This is a genomic window from Aeromonas sp. s7(2024) (genome assembly GCF_040907825.1).
In the GTDB taxonomy this organism is placed as follows: Bacteria; Pseudomonadota; Gammaproteobacteria; order Enterobacterales; family Aeromonadaceae; genus Aeromonas; species Aeromonas veronii.
Map to the genome: position 1 here is coordinate 42,818 of NZ_JBFOCM010000010.1, position 24,631 is coordinate 67,448.

Annotated in this window: 20 protein-coding genes; 8 read left to right on the forward strand and 12 right to left on the reverse strand. The window is 59.9% G+C overall.

The features are described from left to right. Positions 1-37: 37 nt before the first annotated feature. From guaA to AB5Y73_RS02715, 3 genes are all read right to left on the reverse strand, one after another. Positions 38-1,627, reverse strand: coding sequence for a glutamine-hydrolyzing GMP synthase (guaA, locus tag AB5Y73_RS02705; RefSeq protein WP_019445882.1), 1,590 nt, complete (start codon positions 1,625-1,627; stop codon positions 38-40). 82 nt (positions 1,628-1,709) lie between these two features. Next, entirely contained in the window at positions 1,710-3,173 is a 1,464-nt protein-coding gene (gene guaB / locus AB5Y73_RS02710) for an IMP dehydrogenase (RefSeq protein WP_181497365.1), read from the reverse strand. Between the two features lie 444 nt (positions 3,174-3,617). After that, positions 3,618-4,169 (reverse strand): cytochrome b, encoded by a 552-nt coding sequence (locus AB5Y73_RS02715; RefSeq protein WP_118853925.1) that lies wholly within the window; start codon positions 4,167-4,169, stop codon positions 3,618-3,620. Positions 4,170-4,459: 290 nt separating this feature from the next. Here AB5Y73_RS02715 and xseA point away from each other — a divergent pair, with 290 nt between their 5' ends. Beyond that, positions 4,460-5,827 carry an exodeoxyribonuclease VII large subunit gene (gene xseA, locus AB5Y73_RS02720; RefSeq protein WP_118853926.1) on the forward strand — a complete coding sequence of 456 codons (1,368 nt, stop codon included), beginning with the start codon at positions 4,460-4,462 and terminating at the stop codon, positions 5,825-5,827. 126 nt (positions 5,828-5,953) lie between these two features. Here the strand turns inward: xseA and AB5Y73_RS02725 are convergent, their stop codons facing one another. Both AB5Y73_RS02725 and AB5Y73_RS02730 read right to left on the reverse strand, forming a co-directional pair. Beyond that, positions 5,954-6,943: a D-alanine--D-alanine ligase gene (locus AB5Y73_RS02725; RefSeq protein WP_107683113.1), complete on the reverse strand. Its 990-nt coding sequence runs from the start codon at positions 6,941-6,943 to the stop codon at positions 5,954-5,956. A gap of 204 nt (positions 6,944-7,147) precedes the next feature. Then, positions 7,148-7,756: a 2OG-Fe(II) oxygenase gene (locus AB5Y73_RS02730; protein ID WP_005344994.1), complete on the reverse strand. Its 609-nt coding sequence runs from the start codon at positions 7,754-7,756 to the stop codon at positions 7,148-7,150. A gap of 337 nt (positions 7,757-8,093) precedes the next feature. Between AB5Y73_RS02730 and AB5Y73_RS02735 the strand changes: the two genes are divergently transcribed. Both AB5Y73_RS02735 and AB5Y73_RS02740 read left to right on the forward strand, forming a co-directional pair. Further along, the gene (locus AB5Y73_RS02735; protein ID WP_107683114.1) at positions 8,094-8,570 is read left to right on the forward strand and encodes a glutathione peroxidase; all 477 of its coding nucleotides are present in this window, start codon (positions 8,094-8,096) and stop codon (positions 8,568-8,570) included. 182 nt (positions 8,571-8,752) lie between these two features. Continuing rightward, positions 8,753-10,156, forward strand: coding sequence for a DEAD/DEAH box helicase (locus AB5Y73_RS02740; protein ID WP_113739378.1), 1,404 nt, complete (start codon positions 8,753-8,755; stop codon positions 10,154-10,156). 100 nt (positions 10,157-10,256) lie between these two features. Here the strand turns inward: AB5Y73_RS02740 and hutW are convergent, their stop codons facing one another. Further along, complete coding sequence (hutW, locus tag AB5Y73_RS02745; protein ID WP_181497366.1) at positions 10,257-11,618, reverse strand: heme anaerobic degradation radical SAM methyltransferase ChuW/HutW; 1,362 nt, start codon at positions 11,616-11,618, stop codon at positions 10,257-10,259. Between the two features lie 256 nt (positions 11,619-11,874). Between hutW and AB5Y73_RS02750 the strand changes: the two genes are divergently transcribed. Further along, positions 11,875-13,470, forward strand: a complete 1,596-nt coding sequence (locus AB5Y73_RS02750) for a methyl-accepting chemotaxis protein (protein ID WP_279499211.1) — start codon at positions 11,875-11,877, stop codon at positions 13,468-13,470. Between the two features lie 122 nt (positions 13,471-13,592). On the opposite strand, the gene aroG is transcribed toward AB5Y73_RS02750, so the two are convergent. The 5 genes from aroG to AB5Y73_RS02775 all read right to left on the reverse strand — a co-directional run bounded on the left by aroG (position 13,593) and on the right by AB5Y73_RS02775 (position 19,369). Beyond that, the gene (aroG, locus tag AB5Y73_RS02755; RefSeq protein WP_005351268.1) at positions 13,593-14,648 is read right to left on the reverse strand and encodes a 3-deoxy-7-phosphoheptulonate synthase AroG; all 1,056 of its coding nucleotides are present in this window, start codon (positions 14,646-14,648) and stop codon (positions 13,593-13,595) included. Positions 14,649-14,868: 220 nt separating this feature from the next. Further along, positions 14,869-16,152, reverse strand: a complete 1,284-nt coding sequence (gene aroA, locus AB5Y73_RS02760; protein WP_118853929.1) for a 3-phosphoshikimate 1-carboxyvinyltransferase — start codon at positions 16,150-16,152, stop codon at positions 14,869-14,871. Positions 16,153-16,379: 227 nt separating this feature from the next. Continuing rightward, positions 16,380-17,468: a 3-phosphoserine/phosphohydroxythreonine transaminase gene (serC, locus tag AB5Y73_RS02765; RefSeq protein ID WP_058057450.1), complete on the reverse strand. Its 1,089-nt coding sequence runs from the start codon at positions 17,466-17,468 to the stop codon at positions 16,380-16,382. A 225-nt stretch (positions 17,469-17,693) separates the two neighbouring features. After that, the gene (locus AB5Y73_RS02770) at positions 17,694-18,620 is read right to left on the reverse strand and encodes an electron transfer flavoprotein subunit alpha/FixB family protein (protein ID WP_279499212.1); all 927 of its coding nucleotides are present in this window, start codon (positions 18,618-18,620) and stop codon (positions 17,694-17,696) included. Further along, positions 18,617-19,369 (reverse strand): electron transfer flavoprotein subunit beta/FixA family protein, encoded by a 753-nt coding sequence (locus AB5Y73_RS02775; RefSeq protein WP_279499213.1) that lies wholly within the window; start codon positions 19,367-19,369, stop codon positions 18,617-18,619. Before AB5Y73_RS02775 ends, AB5Y73_RS02770 begins: the two co-directional genes overlap by 4 nt. Positions 19,370-19,538: 169 nt before the next feature. Between AB5Y73_RS02775 and AB5Y73_RS02780 the strand changes: the two genes are divergently transcribed. From AB5Y73_RS02780 to AB5Y73_RS02790, 3 genes are all read left to right on the forward strand, one after another. Continuing rightward, entirely contained in the window at positions 19,539-21,182 is a 1,644-nt protein-coding gene (locus tag AB5Y73_RS02780) for an electron transfer flavoprotein-ubiquinone oxidoreductase (RefSeq protein ID WP_279499214.1), read from the forward strand. A 293-nt stretch (positions 21,183-21,475) separates the two neighbouring features. Beyond that, positions 21,476-22,423, forward strand: coding sequence for a magnesium/cobalt transporter CorA (gene corA / locus AB5Y73_RS02785; RefSeq protein ID WP_005337059.1), 948 nt, complete (start codon positions 21,476-21,478; stop codon positions 22,421-22,423). 148 nt (positions 22,424-22,571) lie between these two features. Next, positions 22,572-23,033: a DUF2919 domain-containing protein gene (locus AB5Y73_RS02790; RefSeq protein WP_042657897.1), complete on the forward strand. Its 462-nt coding sequence runs from the start codon at positions 22,572-22,574 to the stop codon at positions 23,031-23,033. 12 nt (positions 23,034-23,045) lie between these two features. Here AB5Y73_RS02790 and AB5Y73_RS02795 read toward each other — a convergent pair whose 3' ends face one another. Further along, complete coding sequence (locus AB5Y73_RS02795; protein ID WP_279499215.1) at positions 23,046-23,816, reverse strand: hypothetical protein; 771 nt, start codon at positions 23,814-23,816, stop codon at positions 23,046-23,048. A 245-nt stretch (positions 23,817-24,061) separates the two neighbouring features. Between AB5Y73_RS02795 and AB5Y73_RS02800 the strand changes: the two genes are divergently transcribed. Further along, positions 24,062-24,613, forward strand: a complete 552-nt coding sequence (locus AB5Y73_RS02800; RefSeq protein ID WP_181497370.1) for a lipoprotein — start codon at positions 24,062-24,064, stop codon at positions 24,611-24,613. Positions 24,614-24,631 lie beyond the last annotated feature (18 nt).

Genomic DNA, 24,631 nt, shown 5'->3' on the forward strand with positions numbered 1-24,631 from the left:
CATTTTTATGCTCGAAGGGCAGAACGGCGCGAGCCGCTTATTCCCATTCGATGGTTGCGGGCGGCTTGCCGGAGACGTCGTACACCACGCGGGAGATACCGTTGATCTCATTGATGATGCGGTTCGATACGTGACCGAGGAAGTCGTACGGCAGGTGAGCCCAGTGGGCAGTCATAAAGTCGATGGTCTCGACGGCGCGAAGCGCAATGACCCAGTCATATTTGCGACCATCGCCCATCACGCCAACGGAGCGCACCGGCAGGAAGACGGCGAACGCCTGGCTGACCTGGTTGTAGAGGTCGGCTTTGCGCAGCTCTTCGATAAAGACCGCATCGGCGCGGCGCAAGATATCGCAGTACTCTTTCTTCACTTCGCCAAGGACGCGCACGCCCAGACCCGGGCCCGGGAACGGGTGACGGTAGAGCATGTCGTAGGGCAGACCCAGCTCGAGGCCAACGCGGCGCACTTCGTCTTTGAACAGTTCGCGCAGCGGCTCGACCAGACCCATCTTCATCTCTTCCGGCAGGCCGCCGACGTTGTGGTGAGACTTGATGACGTGGGCCTTGCCGGTCTTGCTGGCAGCGGATTCGATAACGTCCGGATAGATGGTGCCTTGCGCCAGCCACTTGGCGTTTTTCAGCTTTTTCGCTTCATCATCAAACACTTCGACGAAGACGCGGCCGATGATCTTGCGCTTGGCTTCCGGCTCGTCAACACCGGCCAGGGCAGAGAGGAAGCGCTCTTCGGCTTCAACCTTGATGATGTTCAGACCAAAGTGATCACCAAACATCTCCATCACCTGCTCGCCTTCGTTCAGACGCAGCAGACCGTTGTCGACGAAGACGCAGGTCAGGCGATCGCCGATGGCGCGGTGCACCAGCATGGCAACCACGGAGGAGTCGACACCGCCGGAGAGGCCAAGGATCACTTCATCGTCACCCACCTGCTCGCGGATGCGGGCGACGGCGTCGTCGATGATGGTGGCCGGGGTCCAGAGGCATTCGCAGCCGCAGATATCTTTGACGAAGTGCTCCAGCATGCGGGCACCCTGACGGGTGTGGGTTACTTCCGGGTGGAACTGCACGCCGTAGAAGCGCTTGGCCTCACACGCCATGGCCGCGTGGGGGCAGGTCGGGGTCTGGGCGATGGTGGTGAAGTCGGCCGGAATGGTGGTGACCTTGTCACCGTGGCTCATCCAGACATCCAGCAGGGCATTGCCGTTGTCGGCGATGGCATCTTCGATGTTGCGCAAGAGGGCGCTGCTCTTGCCAGCTTCGCCCAGCACTTCCACCTTGGCGTAACCGAATTCACGCTCGGTAGAGGATTGCACCTTGCCACCCAGCTGCTCGGCCATGGTCTGCATGCCATAGCAGATGCCGAACACAGGGACACCGGCGTTGAACACATACTCGGGGGCACGGGGGCTGCCCGCTTCGGTGACGGACTCGGGGCCGCCGGAGAGGATGATGCCGCTCGGATTGAATTCGCGGATCTGCTCTTCGGTTACATCCCAGGCCCACAGTTCGCAGTAAACGCCGATTTCGCGCACGCGGCGGGCGATCAGCTGGGTGTACTGGGAACCGAAGTCGAGGATAAGGATACGGTGCTGGTGAATGTCTTTAGTCATTTTATTCCTGCATCAGGCTGATGTTGTCACAAAGGGCACGGGATAAAAAGGGTGGAAAAACGGGGCGCAGGGCCCCGTTTTATCAGCCCATCCGATAGTTGGGGGCTTCTTTGGTAATGGTCACATCGTGGACGTGGGACTCTTTCATCCCGGCGCCGGAGATGCGCACAAATTCAGCTTTGGTGCGCATGTCGTCGATGGTGGCGCTGCCGGTCAGGCCCATGGAGGAGCGCAGGCCGCCCATCTGCTGGTGGATGATCTCTTTGAGGCGACCCTTGTACGGCACGCGACCTTCGATACCTTCCGGTACCAGCTTGTCGGCGGCATTGTCGGTCTGGAAGTAGCGATCGCTGGAGCCTTTGGACATAGCGCCCAGAGAACCCATACCACGGTAGGATTTGAAGGAGCGACCCTGATAGAGCTCGATCTCGCCCGGCGCTTCTTCAGTACCGGCGAACATGGAGCCGACCATGACGCAGCTGGCGCCCGCGGCAATGGCCTTGGCGATGTCGCCGGAGAAGCGGATGCCGCCATCGGCAATCACCGGAATACCGGTGCCTTCCAGCGCGTCAACGGCGTCGGAGATGGCGGTGATCTGGGGCACGCCCACGCCGGTCACGATACGGGTAGTACAGATGGAGCCCGGGCCGATACCGACCTTGACGGCGTTGACACCGGCAGCAGCCAGCGCCTTGGCGCCCGCGGCGGTCGCCACGTTGCCACCGATAATCTGCAGATCCGGATAGGCATCGCGAGTAGCCTTGATGCGATCCAGCACGCCCTGGGAGTGGCCGTGGGAGGAGTCGATCAGCAGCACGTCAACACCGGCTTCCACCAACGCGGCGACGCGCTCTTCGTTGCCGGCACCGGCACCAACCGCAGCACCGACCCGCAGACGACCTTTGTCATCTTTACAGGCGTGGGGCTTGCGCTCGGCTTTCTGGAAATCTTTAACGGTGATCATGCCCTTGAGTTTGAAGTCGCCGTTCACCACCAGCACTTTTTCGATACGGTGCTTTTGCATAAGGGCAACCACCTCTTCGCGAGGGGCCCCTTCACGCACGGTGACCAGACGATCTTTCTGGGTCATGACCTGTTCAACGGTCTGGGAGAGGTCAATCACGAAGCGCACGTCACGGCCGGTGATGATACCGACCAGCTGATTGCCGTCAGTCACCACGGGGTAACCGGCGAAGCCGTTCTTGTGGCTCAGCTCCTTGATTTGGGCGATGGTCATGTCAGGGCGCACGGTAACGGGGTCGGTGACCACGCCGCTCTCGTACTTCTTGACCTTGCGCACTTCGGCAGCCTGCTGCTCGATGGACATGTTCTTGTGGATAAAGCCGATACCGCCTTCCTGGGCCAGTGCGATAGCCAGACGGGCTTCGGTCACTGTGTCCATGGCAGCGGAGATCATCGGGATGTTCAAGCTGATGGCGGAGGTCAGCTTGGTACGCAGATCGGCAGTATTGGGAAGAACTTCGGAGTGGGCGGGAACCAACAGTACATCGTCGAAGGTTAACGCTTCTTTGGCAATCCTGAGCATGGCAATATCTCACCGTTGAGGAAGTGGGGGTGTAAAATATTGCCGACGAAGTTTACTCACCCATTGGTCACTGGTAAAGAAGTTTTTTGAATTTTTTATGGCATAGCCCTCTTTTAGGCGGCCAAAACGCCAAAAAACCAAGATTATCAGTACGAAAAGCGCCATTTCGGGGCAAAAGAGTTGGCTAACCGGTGATTTATGCAAAACCGGTAGGTGCCGACGCAGCGCAACCCCCATGCAACGGGATGATCGACAGGGGCTCAGGGGGCAAGCGGCCTCTGACCACCCTCCCCTTGTTTTGTGTCCTTGTATTGTCTCTTGCCCTCGCGGCGACCACTCGCACCGGTATCATTCTCTTCTCAATGTCCTTTGCTCGGTCTGAATAATAAATTCCGCCCGCTGCCAATATATATTTCCCGGCACAAAAAAGGTTGCCTCTCTTTATTATTTTCGCCCCACCATCCGCAGCAAGGTATTATCTTTATCCAGCAGATGATGTTTCAACGCCCCGACAATGTGCACCAACAAAAATGCCAGCATGACATATGGCAAATAAATATGGATTGTGTGGGCAATATCCCGAACGGATTCACTGAATGGAATCACGTTGGCAGGATCATGAATATCTGGATTCATCGGGATAATAGACCAGCCAAATATCGCGACACCTCGGCCAGCCGCTGCGGAATAACAGAGACCGGACACCGGAATAAGCAGCGTTGAAATCAGCAACCCCCAGTGGATCGCCCTGGCTGCCAATGCCTCGTAAACAGGATATTGACGCACAGGCTCAGGCCACCCTTTAACAAGGCGGAGAATGGCGCGGGGCAGGATCAAGATCAGTGCAATCCCCCCCAGAGATTTATGCAGCGCATAGAGATCCCATATTTCAAATTTAACCATCAGATAGCCCACAAGGGTCAGGCCAATCATCAGCAAGGCAACCGACCAGTGCAGCAAACGGGTCATCAAACTTAAGTGGGCTGAGGGATTCATAAGCTACTCCAAACAGGGGGCGAGTGAACGCTGGTCAAGATGGTGGTGCCGTGAATATCAGCAGCACCTGAGATATCAACGGCATCTAGGCAAGCCGCAACTTGGCCAGATGCGGGCAAGCGCGAAGGCTTTTATCGGGAGCCATACTGCCTGCCCGGATAAACGGCAGCGTTTCCAATCTTGCTTTTCTGCTGCTGGCGCCTCCTGCTTAACGCCCTCCCCCTGTTTCGGGTTAAGATAGCGGCCACCGTTTTATCCCGGCCCCGCCGGAGCAGACCACAGGTACGCCTTTGAACCGATTTACCCCATCCAGTGCGGCGAGCGGCCGCGAGCAGCAGGTCTTTACCGTCACCCGCCTCAACAGCGCCGTGCGCATGATCCTGGAGCAGGATCTGGGGCTGGTGTGGCTGACCGGCGAGCTCTCCAATCTGGCGATGCCAAGCTCCGGCCACTGGTACTTCTCCCTCAAGGACATGTCGGCGCAGGTGCGCTGCGCCATGTTCAAGGGCAACAACCGGCGGGTGGCCTTCCGCCCGCAGGATGGCATGCAGGTACTGGTGCAGGCGCGAGTTTCCCTCTATGAGCCGCGCGGCGACTACCAGCTGATCATCGAGTCGATGCAGCCGGCGGGCGATGGCGTGCTGGCGCTGCGTTTTGAAGAGCTCAAGCGCCGGCTCGGCGCCGAGGGGCTGTTTGACGAAAGCCGCAAGCGGCCGCTACCGCGCGAACCGCGGGCGGTGGGCCTTATCACCTCCGCCACTGGCGCGGCTTTGCACGATATGCTGACGGTGCTTAAACGGCGTGCGCCGGATCTGCCGGTCTTTATCTACCCGACTCAGGTACAGGGGAGCGCCGCCATCAGCCAGATCGTCGCGGCGATCGCCAAAGCGAACCAGCGCGCCGAGGTGGATGTGCTGATCGTCGGCCGTGGCGGCGGCTCCCTCGAAGATCTCTGGTGCTTCAACGAAGAGGCGGTGGCGCGCGCCATTGCCCACTCCGCCATACCTGTGGTGAGCGCAGTGGGTCACGAGGTGGATGTCACCATCAGCGACTTTGCCGCCGACTTGCGCGCTCCTACCCCGTCGGCCGCCGCCGAGCTGGTGGCGCCGGATCAGAGCGCCCGTGCCCAGCGTCTGGTTCATCTCAAGCAGCGACTTCTGCAGGCGATGAGCCGCCAGCAGACCACCGCCCGCCACGATTTCATCCTGCTGCAAAAGCGGCTCGACCATCAGGATCCGAAACGGCGGCTGGAGCAACAGTCCCAGCGCCTCGACGAACTCTCCACCCGTTTGCAACAGCTATTACGCCAGCGGCTGCATCAGGGTGAGCGGCGCCTCACCAACCTTGAGCTGCGCCTGCAGGGCAAGAGTCCGGAGCGCCTCTTGGCAGCTGGCAAGCGCCGCCACCAGCTGGCCGAGGAGCGGCTCTATGCCCTGATTGCCAAGCGGCAAGACCTTGCTAGTCACCGCCTCGCCATGCTCACCGCCCGTCTCGACGGGGTGAGCCCGCTCGCTACTCTGGGGCGCGGCTACTCCATCACCCGCACTGCGCGTGGCGAAGTCATTAGCCGCGCCGATCAGGTCAACAGTGGCGACCAGCTCATCACCACCCTGGCGCAAGGGAGCCTGCAGGTGCGGGTCGAGGGAGTTAAGCCGTAACCCGCGCTCTTGAGCTGCGCCTCACTGGCAGCTTGTGCCCCTGTCATACCTGTATAAAAAAATCCCCACCGGTTGGCGGGGATGTTTATTGGGTCATCCTTCACTCCCGTAAACGGGAGAGCACACTTAGCTGGGCTTGCGCAGGATCTGCTCAAGGTAGTCAGAGAAGCGGTGGCCGTGATGCTCCAGCAGTTTCGGGAACATGGAGATGGAGGTCATGCCCGGGAAGGTGTTGATTTCATTCAGCAGGATCTCCCCCTCCTCGGTCAGGAAGAAGTCGATGCGGGAGAGGTGAGTCAGTTTCAGCTGACGGAACGCCTTGAGGGCATACTCGTGGATCGCATCGGCCTGCGCCTGGGTCAACCCCTCGGCACGCAGTGCAGTCTCGGTATGGCTGGCGCTGCTGTACTTCTCTTCATAGGTGTAGAACTTGTCCTGCGGCACGCAGATCTCGCCCGGATACGTCGCCACCAGCTCGTCACCATACTGGTAAACCGCCACTTCCAGCTCGCGCGGCTTGACCGCTTTCTCAATCAGTACCTGCTCGGAGTAACCGAAAGCATCGGCAATGCCCTTCACCAGATCCGCTTCGTTGCTGGCGGAGTAGCAGCCAACGGAAGAGCCCTGGGAAGCGGCCTTGATAAAGACCTTGCCCCACTTGGCCAGCGCGGCCTTCGCTTCGTCCAGCGCCGTCTCATTTTGCTCGGTCAGGAACAGGTACGGGGTGTTAGGAATGCCGATGGCGGAGAGCCACAGCTTGGTGCTGATCTTGTTGAAGCAGATCTTGCTCGCCTCGGCATCGCAACCAAGATAAGGCAATCCGGCCAGTTCGAGGAAAGATTGCAGATCGCCGGTCTCACCCGGGTAGCCGTGGATGCAGGGCACCACGTAATCCACCGGACGGGCCACGCTGTCAAACGAAAGCAGCTTGTCGAGCCCCAGCTTGCACTCGCGGCCATCGGCACTGAGCCAGCGATCGGCGAACATCTCGACGCGGGTCACTTCGACACCGGGCAGAAGGCCCAGTTGTTGCTCGAGGAAATTGGCGCTGCGCAGAGAAACCTCGTGCTCTGAGCCACCGCCGCCGCACAGCAGCAAGACATGCATGTTCTTCATTAGATGTGATCCCTTGGGAAAAGCGGCCTCGTCATGACCATTTGATAAGCCAACCACCATAAAAACCGGACGAAGCCAGATACGAACATAAGTGCGCGCCAGTGTAGCAAGGGAGATCAACCCTTGTCAGCTGATGGGAGACCCATGACCCCACTTCTTGCAGTGAAAAGTCTCCCCTGTGTCAAAATCGGGACACATTGCCCCTCAGCGCGGGGGATCGACCCTTCCCATGCCGTTGCCATTGACCCGAAACCAGCCGGCAATACTGTAGCGCTCCTGATTGGCAGGCAGTACCTCGTGGGGAAACTCCTCGGAGAGAAACATGACCAGCCGCCCCCCCTTGGGGCTGACATCCATCAGAAACTGCTCCTTGTCGTCATACATGCGCAGCACTCCACCCGCTTCGGGCAACCAGTCGTTGTTGAGGTAAAACACGGTGGTAAGACGGCGGTTGGAGCGACCGGCAAAGGCATCCCTATGGGTGGCGTAAAAATCTCCGCTGCGATAGCGGGCGAAGTGAGCCTCGTAGTCGAACAGCCCCAACATCAACATCCGGTTGGCGGCAAGACGCAGAGACTCCATCCGGGCGAGGTAGTCAGCCACCGGCGCACCGAGGGAGGGCTCCAGCCAGTGGATCTGGTCACGGCGAATATCAGGATTGCCCTGGTGCAGGGCGTCACGGCCGATCCCGGCCGGTTGCCATTCGCTTGGCAAACAGGCTTTGAGGGCATCCACCTCGGCGGCGGTCAAAAAATCATCCACTATCACCCATCCCCGGGTGTAAATGGCATCCATGGCAGCTTGATAGTCCAAGATTGGCTCACAATGAGTGGAAAGAGGGCGCTTTGTAGCGACTTACCGGCAAAGTCACAAACCGGTTTGCTTCTCTTGAGAAGTCCCACCATCAATACGCGAGTTGCTGCCCGCCTCCCCGCATTTTTGTCGACAGTTGTGATCCCGCGCTGCCAAGGAGCGTATTGGCTGTCGAAACTGTGATGGCCCTTGCAATCAAGGGGACGGATCCTTGCTCTCACCTTGCCGTTAAAAGAGCCAACCGATACCGTAGCCACATCACCATCATGTCGTCAGGCCGGCGCTCATCGCCACAACCGACCTGACACCCCACGGATAACCACGAAAGGATCTGCTTATGCCTCTGCCCGATCTCACTTTGCAACGACTGGATGGTACCCCCTACCCGCTGACTCAACTGGCGGGCAAGGTGGTGCTGGTGGTCAATGTGGCCAGTCGCTGCGGCTTTACTCCCCAATATGAAGGGCTGGAAATGCTCTATCGGGAGCTCGGCCCCAAGGGGCTGGTGATTTTGGGCTTCCCCTGCAACCAGTTTGGCAATCAGGAGCCGGGGGATGCGGACGAGATCGCTCGCTTCTGCTCCCTCGACTATCCGGTCACCTTCCCCATCATGGCCAAGTGCGATGTCAACGGTGAGCATGCCCACCCCTTCTACCAGTGGCTCAAGCAACAGAAACCGGGCTTTCTTGGGCTGGAAAACGTCAAATGGAACTTCACCAAGTTCCTGATCGACCGTGATGGCAATGTGGTAGAGCGTTTCGCCCCCCAGGCCAAACCGGAGAGTCTGGCCGAGCAGATCCGCGAGATGCTCTGACCCTCCCGAGCCGTTTTGTGCCACTGCATTGAGCGATTGTATGGCGGCCGGTGCGACAGCTACTGCGCAGCGGCCGCTCTTTTGCTATATTACGGCCCCACTATCTTTTCCATATTGTGGCTGGCCCCAATACGCTGGCTGCCCGTTGAGCCAAAGGCTCATCTCAGGAGTTTCTCTCGAACATGTCATTCAACGAACTGGGTCTGTCTCCGCATATTCTGCGGGCCGTCAAGGAGCTGGGTTACGAACAGCCAACCCCCATCCAGCAGCAAGCGATTCCGGCCATTCTGGCCGGTCAGGATGTGCTCGGCGGCGCTCAGACAGGCACAGGCAAAACGGCCGGTTTCACCCTGCCGATGTTGCAGCGTCTGCTGGCCAACCACGGCCGTGGCCGTCGTCAGGTGCGCGCACTGGTACTGACCCCGACCCGCGAACTGGCTGCACAGGTGGGCGAGAGCATTATCAAGTATGCCCACCACCTGCCATTCAAGACTCTGATCGCCTATGGCGGTGTCAGCATCAAGCCCAATCTGGACGCCATCAAGCTGGGTGTGGACATTCTGGTCGCCACCCCGGGCCGTCTGCTGGATCTGCTGACCCAGGGCGCCCTGACCCTGAGCCAGCTGGAAGTGCTGGTGCTGGATGAAGCGGATCGCATGCTCGACATGGGCTTTATCGTCGACATCCGCCGCATCATGAAGGCGCTGCCTGCAGAGCGGCAAACCCTGCTCTTCTCTGCCACCTTCTCAAACGACATCAAGGCGCTGGCGGACGATCTGCTGAACGACCCTACACTCATCGAGGTGGACCCCAGCAATACTGCCGCCGAGCAGGTGACCCAGCGCATCATTCAGGTGGATCGGGAACGCCGCCGCGAGCTGCTCTCCCACATGATTGGCCGTGGCAACTGGCAGCGGGTACTGGTGTTTGTTCGCACCAAGCAGATCGCCGACCGCCTCGCCCAGCAGATGCAAAAAGATGGTCTCAATACCGTGGCGATCCATGGTGACAAGAGCCAGGGTGCCCGCAACCGGGCGCTGGCCGATTTTCGCAGTGGCGAGGTGCGGGTGCTGGTAGCGACCGATATCGCCGCCCGCGGTCTGGACATCGATCAACTGCCCTACGTGATCAACTTTGAACTGCCCCAGATGGCGGAGGATTACATCCACCGTATCGGCCGTACCGGCCGCGCCGGTCGTGGCGGCGAGGCCATCTCGCTGGTCAGCCAGGACGAGCTGGGTCAGCTCAAGGCGATCGAAGCCCTGATCGGCCAATCCCTGACCGTGGAGATCCTGGAAGGGTATGAGCCAAGCGGCAAGCCGAGTCGCCAGACTCTGCCGGGCAGCAAGCCGGTGCAGAACCCGCCCCGAGCTCGCGGTCATGCCAACGCCAAGAGCAGCAATGCCAAGGGCAAACCAGCCGCGGGCAAGGGCAAAACCAAGGGAGAGGCAAGCAAAAAACCGGCCCAGTCTCCTCAAAACAAGTCCCGCAAGCGGGAAGTAGTGGGCGAGGATATCGGCTTTGCGCCGATGCGCCGTCTGCCCAAAGCAATGCGCGACAGCTATCAGGAGAGCAGCGACGAGTAAGCTCGCTCTCAGCTCTTGCTGTCAAACCCAAAGAGGGAGCCACTAAGGCTCCCTCTTTCGTTATGGATCACACGGAGTCGTGCAAATGCTCCACTCGGGCTCAAACCAGCGAATGGCGCACTGCGGCCGTACCATGGCTGGGCGGCGCAGAACCATCGAGCGGATTGAGCTGCAAGAACTCGAACAAGCCAGCCTGCATATTGACGTTCCAGAAGCGTCCGGCGAGGGTGAGTTGCAACCGTGCATTCTCGATCTCGGCCAGCCCGTGCTGCTGCCAAGCGGAAAAAAGCGGCATCAGATGGGTCAGCAAAGGCGCTGGCAGACGATCCAGCGCCAGCACACCGCTGTCGAGGGCGCCACGCAGCAGACCGTCCATCCTTGCATTGGGATTGCGCCCCATCACCATCCCGGGCGCCCGCTTGCCACTGGCCAGCGCGTCGTGCCAGGGGGCCAGATCCCGTCCATACATCAAGCCATGGCCAAGAATGTTGCCTCCTGCACCGGCGCCAAAGGGGAGGATCTCGGCACCGCGCTTGGCCATCTGGTTATAACGACTCTGCTCGGCCGGACTGCGCCGCCAGTGACTGCAAGAGAGGCGCTCCCAGCCGTGGGCTTCCAGTTGCGCTCCGCCATAGGCATACATGGCGGCACGCTGCTGGCCATCGGCGAGCCAATCCAGGGTGCCCTTCTCCTGCGCTCGCTCCAGATTGGTGCCCTGCATGGCGATGATCTGGTAGAGATCGACCCCGTGTACACCGCTCGCCATCACATCGCGGATATCCTGCTGCCACACGGCATCATCCTGACCGGGCAGACCAAAGATGAGATCCGCCACGATCACTGCCGCATCATCCCGGGTCAGCTCACCCAGACGGGTCAGCAGCGTCTCCCTGTCATCGAAACGGGCCGCCTGCTGACGCACCCGGGTATCAAAGCTCTGCACCCCAAAGGAGAAGCGGTTGAAGCCCCCCGCCAGCGCCACCTGCCATTTCTCATCATCAAAGCCGTTGAGCCGTCCCTCCAGCGTCACCTCGGCATCGGCCGCCAGAGGAAAACGGCGGATCACGGCGGCCAGCATGGCCAGCTCGTCGGCGCTCATGTCGGTCGGTGTACCGCCCCCTACATAGACGGCTGAAAACGGCATGCTCTGCGCCAGCGGGGTGTCAGCCGCCTGCGCAAGAGAGGCGCAGAGGGCGTTGACATAGCGGTTTATCCGCGCCGGATTGGCGCCATTTTCGAAAAAATTGCAGAAACTGCAGCGCTTTCGGCAAAACGGAATATGGATGTAGAGGGCGCGCTCCTCAGCTTCACTCTCTCGCTGCCACCAGCTCTGCCAGCCAGCCTCATCCAGCAGGAAGGGGTGCATCCCTCCCCGACTGGCGTGAGCCGAGGTCTTGGCGCTAAAAGCAAACTTGAGGGGATCCGGCGTGGCAATGCCGGTCATGGAAGGGGTCAGATTCATGATGGTCACTATTATCAGCAAATAATGACAATGATAACGATTATCGTTACTGGCAATTTGTTCTGGATCAACCTGAGGAGCAGCGCCCCTCCCGAAAGACATTTTGGCAACCTGCATTACCGATCTGCTTAACAGATTATTTACTCAAGAGTGGTTATCGTGTGCCGATAGAGAACCATCTCCCGCCGTTTCTTCGTCTACGATCAAGATGATACGGGATCACATAACAACACCAAGCGCATGGAACTTGCCCAAAATGCATAACCTCTCCTTGAACTGGAAAATATTCCTCCCTCTTGCGCTGGTCATCAGCACCACCTTTGGCCTCTGCTTCGAACTCTCCGCCTGGCTGCAACGGGATCTCGCCATCCGGCTGGCAGAGGAGAAAGTTGAGAGCATGGCCAACACCTATATGGATCAGGTGAACGTGCTGATGATGACAGGTGGCATGGCCAACCGGCAGATAGTGCAGACCAAACTCAAGAGTGAAGCGGGCATCGTTGAGGCCCGTCTGGTGCGCGCCCCCGCCGTCAGCAACCTGTTTGGTCCGGGTAATCCGGATCAGAAAGTGCAGGATCCCCTCGATGAGCGAGCCATCAATCAGGGCGAAGCCATTCTGGAGCAGCAGGGCAACCGGCTCACCCTGATCAAACCGTTCAAAGCCTACAAGGAGTATCGCGGCACCCAGTGCCTCACCTGTCACCAGGTCAATGAGGGGACCGTGATGGGGGCAGTCCGGATCAGTTATGACCTCAGCCACACCTTCGGCGAGATCCGCCACAACAACCTGATCCTGAGCGGCAGCCTGGCCGCCGTCTTCAGTCTCGGCTTCGGCTTGCTCTGGTGGGTATTGCAACGCTACGTGAAACACCCCCTGCGCCAGCTGCAGCTCACCATGATCCGGATGGCCAAAGAGCGCGATCTCGCCCTCCCCCTGGTCAATCACAGCCGGGATGAACTGGGCCAGATGACACGCGCCGTCAATGATATGGTGCAGGGCTTCCGCCACAGCCTGCAGGAGGTGGAAGGGGCAACCCACCAGCTCTATCAGGAGTCAAACCAGATCCGTCAGGTGGCGACCCAGACCGAAAACTCGGCCCGCCAGCAAGAGGGGATGACCACCCAGGTCGCCGCCGCCGTCAGCGAGCTGGCCGCCAGCTCTCACGAAGTGCGCGAACATGCCCGCCACAGCGCCGAGCTCTCCGCCCTCACCAATCAGGATGCCGCTGACACCAGTCGCCTCGCCCAACACTCCATAACCGATATGGGCGAGATGTCGGCAGAGATCGATCGGGTGGATCAGGTGATCCAGCAACTCGACAGCCGCTGCTTGGCGGTTGACGGCGTACTCGAGGTGATCAAGGGAATTGCCGATCAGACCAACCTGCTGGCCCTCAACGCTGCGATTGAAGCGGCCCGGGCAGGCGAACAAGGCCGTGGCTTTGCGGTGGTGGCCGATGAAGTGCGGGCCCTCTCCAACCGCAGCCGCGCCGCCAGCGAAGAGATCTCCCAGATGATCGCCGCCCTGCAAAATGAAGCCCAGAGCGCAGTTACGGTGATCGGGGATGCAAAAAGCAAAGCCGATGAGAGCATCAGCAAGACCGAAGCGACCCTGGCAGCCATGCAGAACATCATCGAGCGCATCGCCCGCATCAATGACCTCAACGCCCAGATGGCTCAGTCGGCCGAAGAGCAGGACAGGGTCTGCCATGAGGTAGACAGCTCGGTGAGCGATATTCGCAACACCTCCAACGATACCCTGGGTCAGGCGCACGCCGCCAACCTCGCCAGCATTCAGCTGGTGGAGCAGTGCCAGAAACTGGAGGCTCTGCTGAAAACCTACCGTTGGTAATCCACTTCACCAACGAAAAAGCGCGACCCGAGGGTCGCGCTTTTGTTTTGATTCGATTTGGCCAAACGGTCGCTTGCTGCTCCAGCGGCGCGTTGACGATTAACAGCGCCGCCGGGATGACTTTAGCGGGCGTTACGGGTTGCGACGGCATCAGCCAGGTTGCGCAGCAACACTTCGGTATCAGCCCAACCGATGCAGGCATCTGTGATGCTCTGGCCGACTGTGAGTTCACACCCTTCCACCAGATCCTGACGGCCTTCCACCAGATGGCTCTCCACCATCACACCAAACACCGCCTTGCTGCCGGCACGCAGTTGGCCGGCTACATCTTCAGCCACCACCATCTGGTTCTTGAACTGTTTGCTGCTGTTGGCGTGACTAAAGTCGATCATCACCTTCTGTGGCAGACCGGCCTTCTCCAGCCCCTTCACAACTTCGCTGACATGGGCGGCGCTGTAGTTCGGCTCACGACCACCACGCAGAATGATGTGACAATCCGGGTTGCCGCGGGTCGCCACGATGGCGGAGTGACCGTATTTGGTGACCGACAGGAAGTGGTGCGGCGCACTGGCAGCACCAATGGCATCGATGGCAACCTTGATGGTGCCGTCAGTGCCGTTCTTGAAGCCCACCGGACAGGAGAGACCGGAGGCCAGCTCGCGGTGTACCTGGGATTCGGTGGTACGGGCACCGATCGCGCCCCAGCTCATCAGATCCGCCACGTATTGCGGGGTGATCATGTCGAGGAACTCGGAGGCAGTCGGCAGCCCCATGTCGTTGAGATCCAGCAACAGCTTGCGACCAATGCGCAGACCGTCGTTGATCTTGCAGCTGTTGTCGAGGTACGGATCGTTGATCAGCCCCTTCCAGCCCACTGTGGTGCGCGGTTTTTCGAAATAGACCCGCATCACGATCTCCAGCTGACCTTTCAGCTCGTCGCGCAACGCCTTGAGGCGCTTGCCGTACTCCAGCGCGGCAACCGGATCATGGATGGAGCAAGGACCAATCACCACCAGCAGACGATCATCTTCGCCGGCCAGAATATTGTGAATGGCCTGACGGGATTCAAAAACGGTGGACGAGGCAACCTCGGTAGCCGGAAACTTCTCAAGCACCGCAACCGGGGGTAATAACTCTTTGATTTCACTGATACGAACGTCGTCGGTTTGATGCTGCATGACAAGGCTTCCTGCTAGATGACTGCGATTAGGAAATCTCAACATAGCCCGCGACAGCGCATGTGTAAATAGGAAATTACAGCAATCACAAAACTATTTTATATGGCAATCTTGCAAGTTATTGAAATGATGCTAAGCGAAATGACGATGCTGGTGAGGAAGGCAAAAAGGCCCGCTCAGCGCGGGCCCGAAGCGTCGGTGATGACGGGTTTGTCAGTGATCAGCCACGCTGGCTGATACTGGCCAGCTTGTCGAAGTAATCCGGGAAGGTCTTCGAGGTGCACTTGGGATCATTGATGGTGACCGGGGTATCCGACAGCGCCACCAGCGAGAAGCACATGGCGATACGGTGATCGTTGTAGGTATCGATCTCGGCATGCTTGAGCTGGGTCGGCGGGGTCACGGTGATAAAGTCATGCCCCTCCTCCACTTCAACGCCCAGCTTGCGCAGCTCGGTCGCCATGGCGTGCAGACGATCGGTCTCTTTCACCCGCCAGTTGTAGATATTGCGAATGGAGGTCGGCCCCTCGGCAAACAGCGCGGCAACGGCGATGGTCATGGCCGCATCGGGAATATGGTTCATGTCCATATCCACTCCGTGCAGCGGCGCCTGCTCCGCCTCGATGAAGCCATCGCCCCAGGTGATGCGCGCGCCCATCTTCTCCAGCACATCAGCGAAGTGGATATCACCCTGAATGCTGTGCTTGCCGATACCGGTGACCCGCACCTTGCCCTTGATGGCGCCCGCCGCGAGGAAGTAAGAGGCGCTGGAGGCATCTCCTTCCACCAGAAAATCACCCGGGCTGATGTAGGTCTGGTTGCCCTTGATGTAGAACAGCTTGTAGTTGTCGTGCTCGATGACCACCCCGAACTGCTTCATGATGTGCAGAGTGATGTCGATGTAGGGCTTGGAGACCAGCTCTCCCTTGATGTGGATCCGGGTATCACCGGCCGCCATTGGCGCCGCCATCAAAAATGCGGTCAGGAACTGGCTGGAAACGGAGCCATCGACGTGCACATCGCCGCCCCACAGCCCCTTGGCATCCACCACCAGCGGCGGATAACCATCGTGTTTCAGGTACTGGATATGGGCACCCGCTTCACGCAGGGCATCCACCAGATGGCCGATGGGACGCTCTTCCATGCGCGGCTCGCCACCCAGGGTATATTCACCGGAGCCGAGGCATAGCGCGGCGCAGAGCGGTCGCATCGCAGTACCGGCGTTGCCGAGGAACAGATTGACCGGCTCTTTTACCGCAAAGCTGCGGCCCAGGCCCTGCACCGTACACTCGGTCTTGTCGGCGGAGAGCTTGTACTTGACCCCGAGCTGGGTCAGCGCAGCCAGCATATGACGAATGTCATCGCTGTCGAGCAGGTTGGTCAGACGGGTGGTGCCACGAGCCAGCGCCGCCAGCAGCAGCGCACGGTTAGAGACACTCTTGGAGCCGGGCAGATTGACCTCACCGGCTACACGAGAAATGGGTTCCAAACGCAACGAATTCATAGACTTCCTGTGCTATCTCAAAAATAAACGCCTGTCCGGACGTTAACAGCCTGCGTCCCGCTCGGCAAGGGCACTTTCAGGGGAAATCGCACGGCAAACGCCAGCGCGCTGGTTCTGTTGAAAAAAAGACGCCGGGGTATCCCCGGCGTCTTGAATCACTGCAATAGCTGGAAGCGGCTCACGGGTTGTCACGAGAGGCCACCAGCAAACACATAGGGGCTCTGTTCTCAGCCGTTGCGCTTGGCAAAGCCATCCATAAAGCTGACCAGGGCCTTCACTCCCTCCAGCGGCATGGCGTTGTAGATGCTGGCGCGCATGCCACCGACGATGCGGTGTCCTTTGAGGGCCAGCAGACCAGCCGCTTCCGATTCGGCCAGGAACTGCTTGTCCAGCTCGGCATTTTTCAGCTGGAACGGGATGTTCATCCGCGAACGGCAGCTGACATCCACCTGATTGCCATAGAAGCTCGACTGATCGAGATAGTCATACAGGAAGTCGGCCTTCTCCTTGTTGCGCGCTTCCATCGCCTCGAGGCCACCCTGTTCTTTCAGCCACTCGAACACCAGACCGGCCAGATACCAGGCGTAGGTGGGCGGGGTGTTGAACATGGAGTCGTTCTTGGCAGTGAGCTGGTAGTCGAAAATCGACGGTACATCAGCGCGGGCCTGATCCAGCAGATCATCGCGCACGATGGCGATGGCAAGCCCGGACGGCCCGATATTCTTCTGGGCACCGGCATAGATGATGCCAAAGCGGCTCACGTCGAGAGGACGGGAGAGAATGGTGGAGGAGAGATCCGCCACCAGCGGCACCTCGCCAGTGGCCGGGATGTCGAACATCTCGATGCCGTCAATGGTTTCGTTCGGGCAGTAGTGAACATAGGCCGCATCGGCGCGAAACGCCGGGGTCGGCAGCAGGTGGGAGATCCCCTGCTCGTTCTTGGCAACCCCCTGGAAGGTCTGGATATCGCCATACTTTTTGGCTTCATCCACAGCGCTCTGGGACCAGACGCCAGTCAGCAGGAAGTCCGCTTTCTTGTTGGCCCCGCCCAGCAGGTTCATGGGTACGGCGGAGAACTGACCGCGGCCGCCGCCGTGCATGAAGAGCACCTTGTAGTTGTCCGGCACCGCCAGCAGCTCGCGCAGATCCGCTTCAGCCTTCTCGGCAACCGCCATGTAGGGCTTGCCGCGATGGGAAAGCTCCATGACCGAGGCTCCCAGCCCCTGAAAATTACAAAATTCGCGCTGGGCGCGCTCCATTACTTCAACCGGCAGCATGGCGGGGCCGGCGCAGAAGTTGTAAATCTGTTTGCTCATGACGCTTTCCGTGAGTGGATGAGAGTAATCGATGACTTGTCAGGTTTTACACAAGAGCAGCCAGCGGATCAAAGGCTTTTTGGGAGCTGGCTCAACCTTTTACCGTCACTCTGCGTCCCCCTTGCAGTAGAAAAAGCCCTGAACGGGTCAGGGCTTGCAGGGAACATGCACAGAAATGACGGGCAGAGCGCATAAACGACCACAGCTCAGCCATTTCTGACAAATTTACAGTTTGGCGGTGAGCTCCGGCAGCAGAGTGAAGAGATCCCCCACCAGCCCGTAGTCCGCTACCTGAAAGATGGGGGCGTCGCTGTCCTTGTTGATGGCCACGATCACCTTTGACTCCTTCATCCCCGCCAGATGCTGGATGGCCCCCGAAATGCCGACCGCGATATAGAGCTCCGGCGCCACCACCTTGCCGGTCTGCCCCACTTGCAGATCGTTGGCGACATATCCTGCATCAACGGCAGCTCGCGATGCCCCCACAGCACCGCCCAGCTTGTCGGCCAGCGCCTCAATCAGGGCAAACTGCGCCTTGGAGCCCAGAGCACGGCCACCGGAGACCACCACCCGGGCGGAGGTCAGTTCGGGCCTGCTGGAGCGCACCGCGCGGCGCTCGACCAACCGGGTACGACCAGCGAATTCGGGCACGGCCAAGTGCTCGATGAGAGCCTGCCCGCCCGTCGCCGCCTTGGCAAACGCGGTGGCCCGCACCGTCATCACCTTGACGGGCGCCGAGCTTGCCACTCTGGCAATGGCATTGCCCGCATAGATGGGGCGCAGGAAGGTGTCGCTGCTCTCGATCGCCGTCACCTCGGAGAGCATCTCCACCCCGAGCCGGGCCGCCACCTGTGGCAGCAACGCCTTGCCCATGGCACTCGCCGCCATCAGGCAGTGGCTGTAACCCTGACACCAGGTGGCCAGCAGCTTGTCGACCCCATCCAGCAGCCCGTCGGCCAAGCGGGGATGTTCGGCAAGCAACACCTTGTCGACGCCGCCGAGAGCTGCCGCCTGTTCACTCGCCTCGGTCAGCCCCTGCCCGAGCAACAGCAGGTCAACCTGGCCGCCTATGGATCCGGCGGCGGTCACCAGTTGTGCCACGTTGTCGGCCAGATGGCCCTGATGATGTTCGGCAATGATCAGCACGCTCATGGCAGCACCTTCGCTTCGTGTTTGAGTTTGTCCACCAGCTCGTCCACCGAGCCCACCTTGATCCCGGCGCTGCGGGCTGGCGGCGCCATCACCCCGAGCAGGCGGGTCTGGTTGGCCACCTCAACGGCGAGTGTCGAGAACGGGGCGCTATCAAGCGGCTTGCGCTTGGCCTTCATGATGTTGGGCAGCGAGGCAAAGCGCGGTTCATTCAAACGCAGATCGGCGCTCACTACCGCAGGCAACGGCATGCCCAGGGTCTCGAGGCCACCGTCGATTTCGCGGGTCACCAGCAGTTCTCCCGCTTCCACCTTGAGGGCTGACGCGCAGGTCGCCAGCGGCCAATCATTGAGGGCAGCCAGCATCTGGGCCACCTGATTGTTGTCTGAATCGATGGATTGCTTGCCGAGCAGCACCAGATCTGGCTGTTCCTGCTCACACACCTTGTGCAAGGCGCGGGCGACAGTCAGCGGGGCGAGCGTCTCATCGGTGACATAATGCAGCGCCCGATCCGCCCCCAGCGCCAGCCCATGGCGCAGTTGCTCGACGGCAGCGTCAGGGCCAAAGGTCACCACCACCAGCTCGCTGGCAACCCCGGCTTCCCGCAGCCTGACCCCCTCCTCCACCGCAATTTCACAAAAGGGGTTGATCCCCATCTTCACATTGGCCAGCTCCACGTCGGAGCCGTCTCCCTTCACCCGGATCTTGACGTTGTAGTCGACTACCCGTTTGATTGCGACCAGCAGCTTCATGGGGTCATGCCTCGTCTCTTTGGATTGAATTCATTAGTGTGCCTCTGCGTTTGTTGCAGTACGCTCTTCCCTGATTTTTTGCTTTTTCTTGCTCAGTTTTGCTTACAACTGCTTTACGTTTACGTAAACTACCAGCATTACCCTAGGCCAACCAGAGCGCAGAGGCAAGATGGAACGGGAAGCAATGGAATTTGATGTCGTCATCATCGGCGGCGGTCCGGCGGGGCTCAGTGCAGCCATCGCCCTGAAACAGCAGGATGCCACTCTCTCTGTCTGCCTGCTGGAGAAGGGGGCGGAAATTGGCGCCCATCTGCTCTCCGGCGCCCTGTTTGATCCCGTCGCCTTGCAAGAGCTGCTGCCGGATTGCTGGCAGCAAGCGCCACTCGGCGTGCCGGTCAGCGACGATCAGGTTCATCTGCTGCAAAGCGAGCAACGTTCCCTGCAACTCCCCGCCTGGGCGGTGCCACCCCGGATGCACAATGAGGGTTGCCATGTGGTCAGTCTGGGCAATCTCTGCCGCTGGCTCGGCCAACAGGCGGAAAAACTGGGAGTCGAAATATACCCGGGATTTACCGCCAGCGAACTTATCATGGAAGCGGGCCGGGTCAAGGGGGTAATTACCGGCGATCTGGGGCTGGATCGGGCAGGCAATCCGAAAGCAGATCATGTGCCCGGCATGGCGCTGCTCGGCCGCTACACCCTCTTTGCCGAGGGGGCCCGAGGCCATCTCGGCAAACAGCTGATCGCCGAGTTCAACCTGGCAAGCCCTGCCCAGCCCCAGCACTATGCCATCGGCTTCAAGGAGCTGTGGCAACTGCCAGTAGGTCAAGGCAAAGCGGGACAGGTGCTGCACGGCAGTGGCTGGCCCCTCGGCAAGCAGGGGGGCGGCAATAGTCACGGCGGTTTCTACCTCTATCACATGGAGGGGGATCAGGTCGCGGTTGGGCTGATCGTCGATCTCAACTACCAGAATCCCTGGCTCAGCCCGTTCAACGAATTCCAGCGCCTCAAGCATCACCCGCTTATCGCTGGCGTGTTGCAAGATGGGGAGCGCATCAGCTATGGCGCCCGCGCCATCACCAAGGGGGGCTGGCACGCCCTGCCCCGCATGCACTTCCCGGGCGGCCTGCTGATCGGTTGTGATGCGGGCACCCTCGACTTTTCCCGCATCAAGGGGATCCACACCGCCATGAAGTCCGGCATGCTGGCGGCAAAAAACGTCGCGATGGCGCTGCGGGGGGGCGATGAAGGGGGCCGGGATCTGGCCCAGTATGGTGACGAGCTGCACCAGAGCTGGCTGGCCCGCGAACTCAAGGCGGCGCGCAACTTCGGCGCGGCGCTTCACCGCTATGGTCCCTGGTTGGGCGGTGCCTTCAACTTGCTGGAGCAACGGCTGTTTGGCGCAAACTCGCCCTTCAAGCTGCTCGATAAGGCTCACGACTACCGTCAGCTGCGCGTGGCCAGCCGCTGCGAGCCCATCCATTATCCCAAACCCGATGGCAAGCTGAGCTTTGACAAACTCTCGTCTGTGTATCTGGCCAACACCAGTCACGACGAGGATCAGCCTTGTCACCTCAAGCTGCAGGATGAGCGCATTCCGGTCGAGGTCAATCTGCCCACCTGGGCCGAACCCGCCCAACGCTACTGCCCGGCAGGGGTGTTTGAAGTGCTGGAAATGGAAGGCGCGGCCAAACTGCAGATCAACGCCGCCAACTGCATCCACTGCAAAACCTGCGATATCAAGGACCCCAGTCAAAACATTATCTGGACGCCGCCACAGGGAGGCTCCGGGCCCAATTATCCGAATATGTGATGAAGCGGGGCAGCGGCAACAAGCAGCCCCAGCTAGCCCTCCCCCAGCCAAAGGCTGGGTTCTACCCCGCATAGCCGCTCAGGTGATCCGACCTCGCTGCTTTTTTGAACAAACAGGCTGAATCCCTGATGAATAGCCCCTGACAAGCGCGGCCCGCCCCTGTATAGTTCGCCGCATTCAGGTTTTCCATCGGCCCGATCTGCTTATCCACGGGATCGCCTTCTGCAGCGATCTAAGGCCGCATGACCTGTGCAACCATCCCTGATTACCCATGACTTTTTAAGGGGGGACAGATGATCACCGCCTACATTCTCAACAACAAGGTGCTGGACATAGTCACGCTCGGGCCTGACGACATAGTACCTGACAACACGGTCTGGCTGGATGCCTACAAGCCGGACACGGCAGAGCGAGAATGGTTGACGGGCCTGTTCCTGGAAGAGGTCCCCGACAAGGAAGAGCTCGACGACATCGAAGCATCCGCCCGTTTTTACTGGGATACCGATGGTCTGCACATTCACTCCCTGTTTCCCCAGCGGATCGGTCGTGACACCAAGGGTGTCCACGTCTCCTTTACCCTGCGCAACAACCTGCTGATCAGCATTCGTGAAGATGACATCGGACTGGTGCGCCTGCTGCGTCACTACATGCGCCAGGATCGGCTGGAGGTGGAGGATGCCCTCGACATCCTGCTGGAGGTGCAAAACCTCAAGGTGGAGTACCTCTCCGACCTTATCGAAGATGGTTACAAGACCTTGGAAAACACCGCCGATCAGATCTTCGAGCCGGATCAGATCAACCCCATGCTGAAAGAGTTGATGGCACAGGAAGAGGCCAACGGCCAGATCCGTCTCTCTCTGCACGATACCCGCCGCGCCCTGCGTTTCCTCAAACGCAGCCTGCGCCAGCGCATGAGCCTTGAGCAGAACAAGTGGATCGACGAGATGCTGCATGACGTGGAGTCTCTCTTGCCCCACACCCAGTTCCTGTTCGACAAGATCAACTTCCAGCTGGAGGCCTCCATGGGGGTGACCAATCTGGAGCAAAACAAGGTGATCAAGATCTTCTCGGTAGCCGCCGTGATCTTCCTGCCGCCGACCCTGATCGCCAGTATCTACGGCATGAACTTCGGCCGCATGCCGGAGCTCGCCTGGGAGTATGGTTATCCCATGTCACTGGTGCTGATGGTGATGTCATCGCTCGGCACCGGCCTCTTCTTCAAGCGCAAAGGCTGGCTGTAACGCCGCCGACGCGCGCTGCGATATCTGAAGAAACAGATTGGGGGGCATGGCCCCCCGATTAATTTGCGCCATCCCCAACGCCTTGCAAAGGGCGCTTCGTCGCCCCATATCCCCTCCATCACCCAATTCAAGTGGATAACGGGCAACCATGACCCTCTACCCCGAACACCGATATGACGATCACGGCCAGTTGCGCCCGCCTCTCTGGTTCTGGCCCATCGCCCTGTTGCTGACCCGCTCGGTCTGGCTCTTTCTGATGGCGGGAGTGACCCGCGAGAGCGGCAGCGAGATCCTTACCCTCTTTTATCCGGACAAGATCACCCTCTACATCAGCCTGCTGACCGACGTCCCCGCCATGCTGGCGTTGCTCGCCTGCGGGGGCACCTATCAGCAGACCCAGAGTATTCGCGCCAGACTCCGGCGCCACAGCCCGCTGCTGCTGCTCTGCTCTGCCGTCAGCGGTCTGCTGATGCAGTTGCACAGCCTCAATCTGCAGAAGTGGTCATTCAGCTGGCCCACCGCACTGGTGCTGGTCGCCAGCCTCTGGTCACTCTGGTATCTGCTGCGCAGTCGCCAGCTACGGGAATATGCCGCAGATCAGCCCCATTAACGGGGCTGACACCTATTGACGAGTGACCCGGATCTGCAGGGTCTGGCGCTCGCTCTGGCTGCCTCGCCCCCCCTGTAGCTGGGTGCCGAGGCTACTCCCCTGATCCGCCGAGCTGGTCGAGAGCTCCCCCACCGTCAGCCACTGGCCTGGGGCCCCGCTCACCTCGGTGGCACTCTGGCCACGATTGATGGTGCCCTGATCCAGCCGCGCCTGTTCGCTGCTCAGCGCAATCTGCACCCGATCGCCAATCAAGGTGGCCGTGGCATAGAGGCCGTTCACCAGCGGCATCATCCCCACCACGGCGCCCCCGTTCCACTGATAGAAGGTGACCGGCTGATAGGAGCCCATCTGCAGCAGCACGGGACGGCCCGACAGCCCGCGCACCTGCCAGCTGTCGTTTTGGCTGCGCTGGTACTGCTGGGCGTTGCCATCGACCAGCCACTGCCGCTTGGCCTCGTCGCGACTGATTGAGCCCCCCAGTTGCTGACCGCTGGCGGCACCATCGACCCGCCACTCGATAAGCAGGCTTTGCGGTGGCTGGTTGATCTGCGCCAGCATGGCTTCGGCCTCCTGCAGCTGGGCTGGCGTCCCGCTCAGCACCAGCTGATTCCCCATGGCACTCACCCCAAGCTGGGGATAGATCTCCTTGAGGGTCTGCACCGCCGCCTGCGCCTCGAAGACCGGGATCACTTTCACCTCGGCCCACAGCGACGGGCTCCAGAGGCCCATCATGCAGCCAAGCCACAGCAGCGCCCTGCAGCCAACCTTGCCCATCCGAACCATTACGCTCTCCTCGTTCTCTGTGCTCTTCTCGCTCTCTGTTCTCTTCTCTCTGCTTAAGGCGTAAACCTACGCCCGCAGCCAACAGCCCAGCCCTATTCCGCTCACTCGTCGATGATGAACCCGGCGGTTGCCAAAAAACAATCGGGAATGCAGCAACTCCGTGATTTCCCACGGTATGAGGCTCTCATTCCACGCCCGTTATCGCGTAAGATAGCGCCATCATAGTTGCCCAAGCGGAATCCATCATGTTGAAACAGCTGTTGTTACTCCCTCTCGCCCTGCTGCTGGGGGCCTGCTCCCTGACCCAGTACAATGTCAGCGAGGCCGAAATCAACCAGTACCTCAAAGATCAGGTCTCTTTTGAAAAACAGCTGGGGATCCCCGGCATCATGTCGAGCAAGATCCGTCTGGATGAGATGCAGAGCCGTATAGGCCGCAAACAAGCAGATCGCATCGAGCTGGACGCCGCTGGCGACCTGCAAGTGAGCAGCCCCCTTGGCAGCCAGCAGATGAAGATCCGCTTTGCCCTGAGCGCACGCCCGGACTATGTGGCCGATCAGGGCGCCATCTATCTGCGCGACCTTGAACTGGTCTCGGTCAAGACCGAGCCGGCCGATATTGGGGCTGCCCTCACCCCGCTGCTGCCCACCTTCAATCAGTCGCTCTCCCTGTTCCTGTCGCAGACACCGGTCTACCGCCTCGACAGCAGCCGCAAGAACGAAGCTAGGATCAAGGATGAGGTCGAAGCCCTCAAGGTAGAGCCTGGCCGTCTGGTCATCCCGTTCAAGCTGCTCTGATCGCCGCCGCACTGGCAC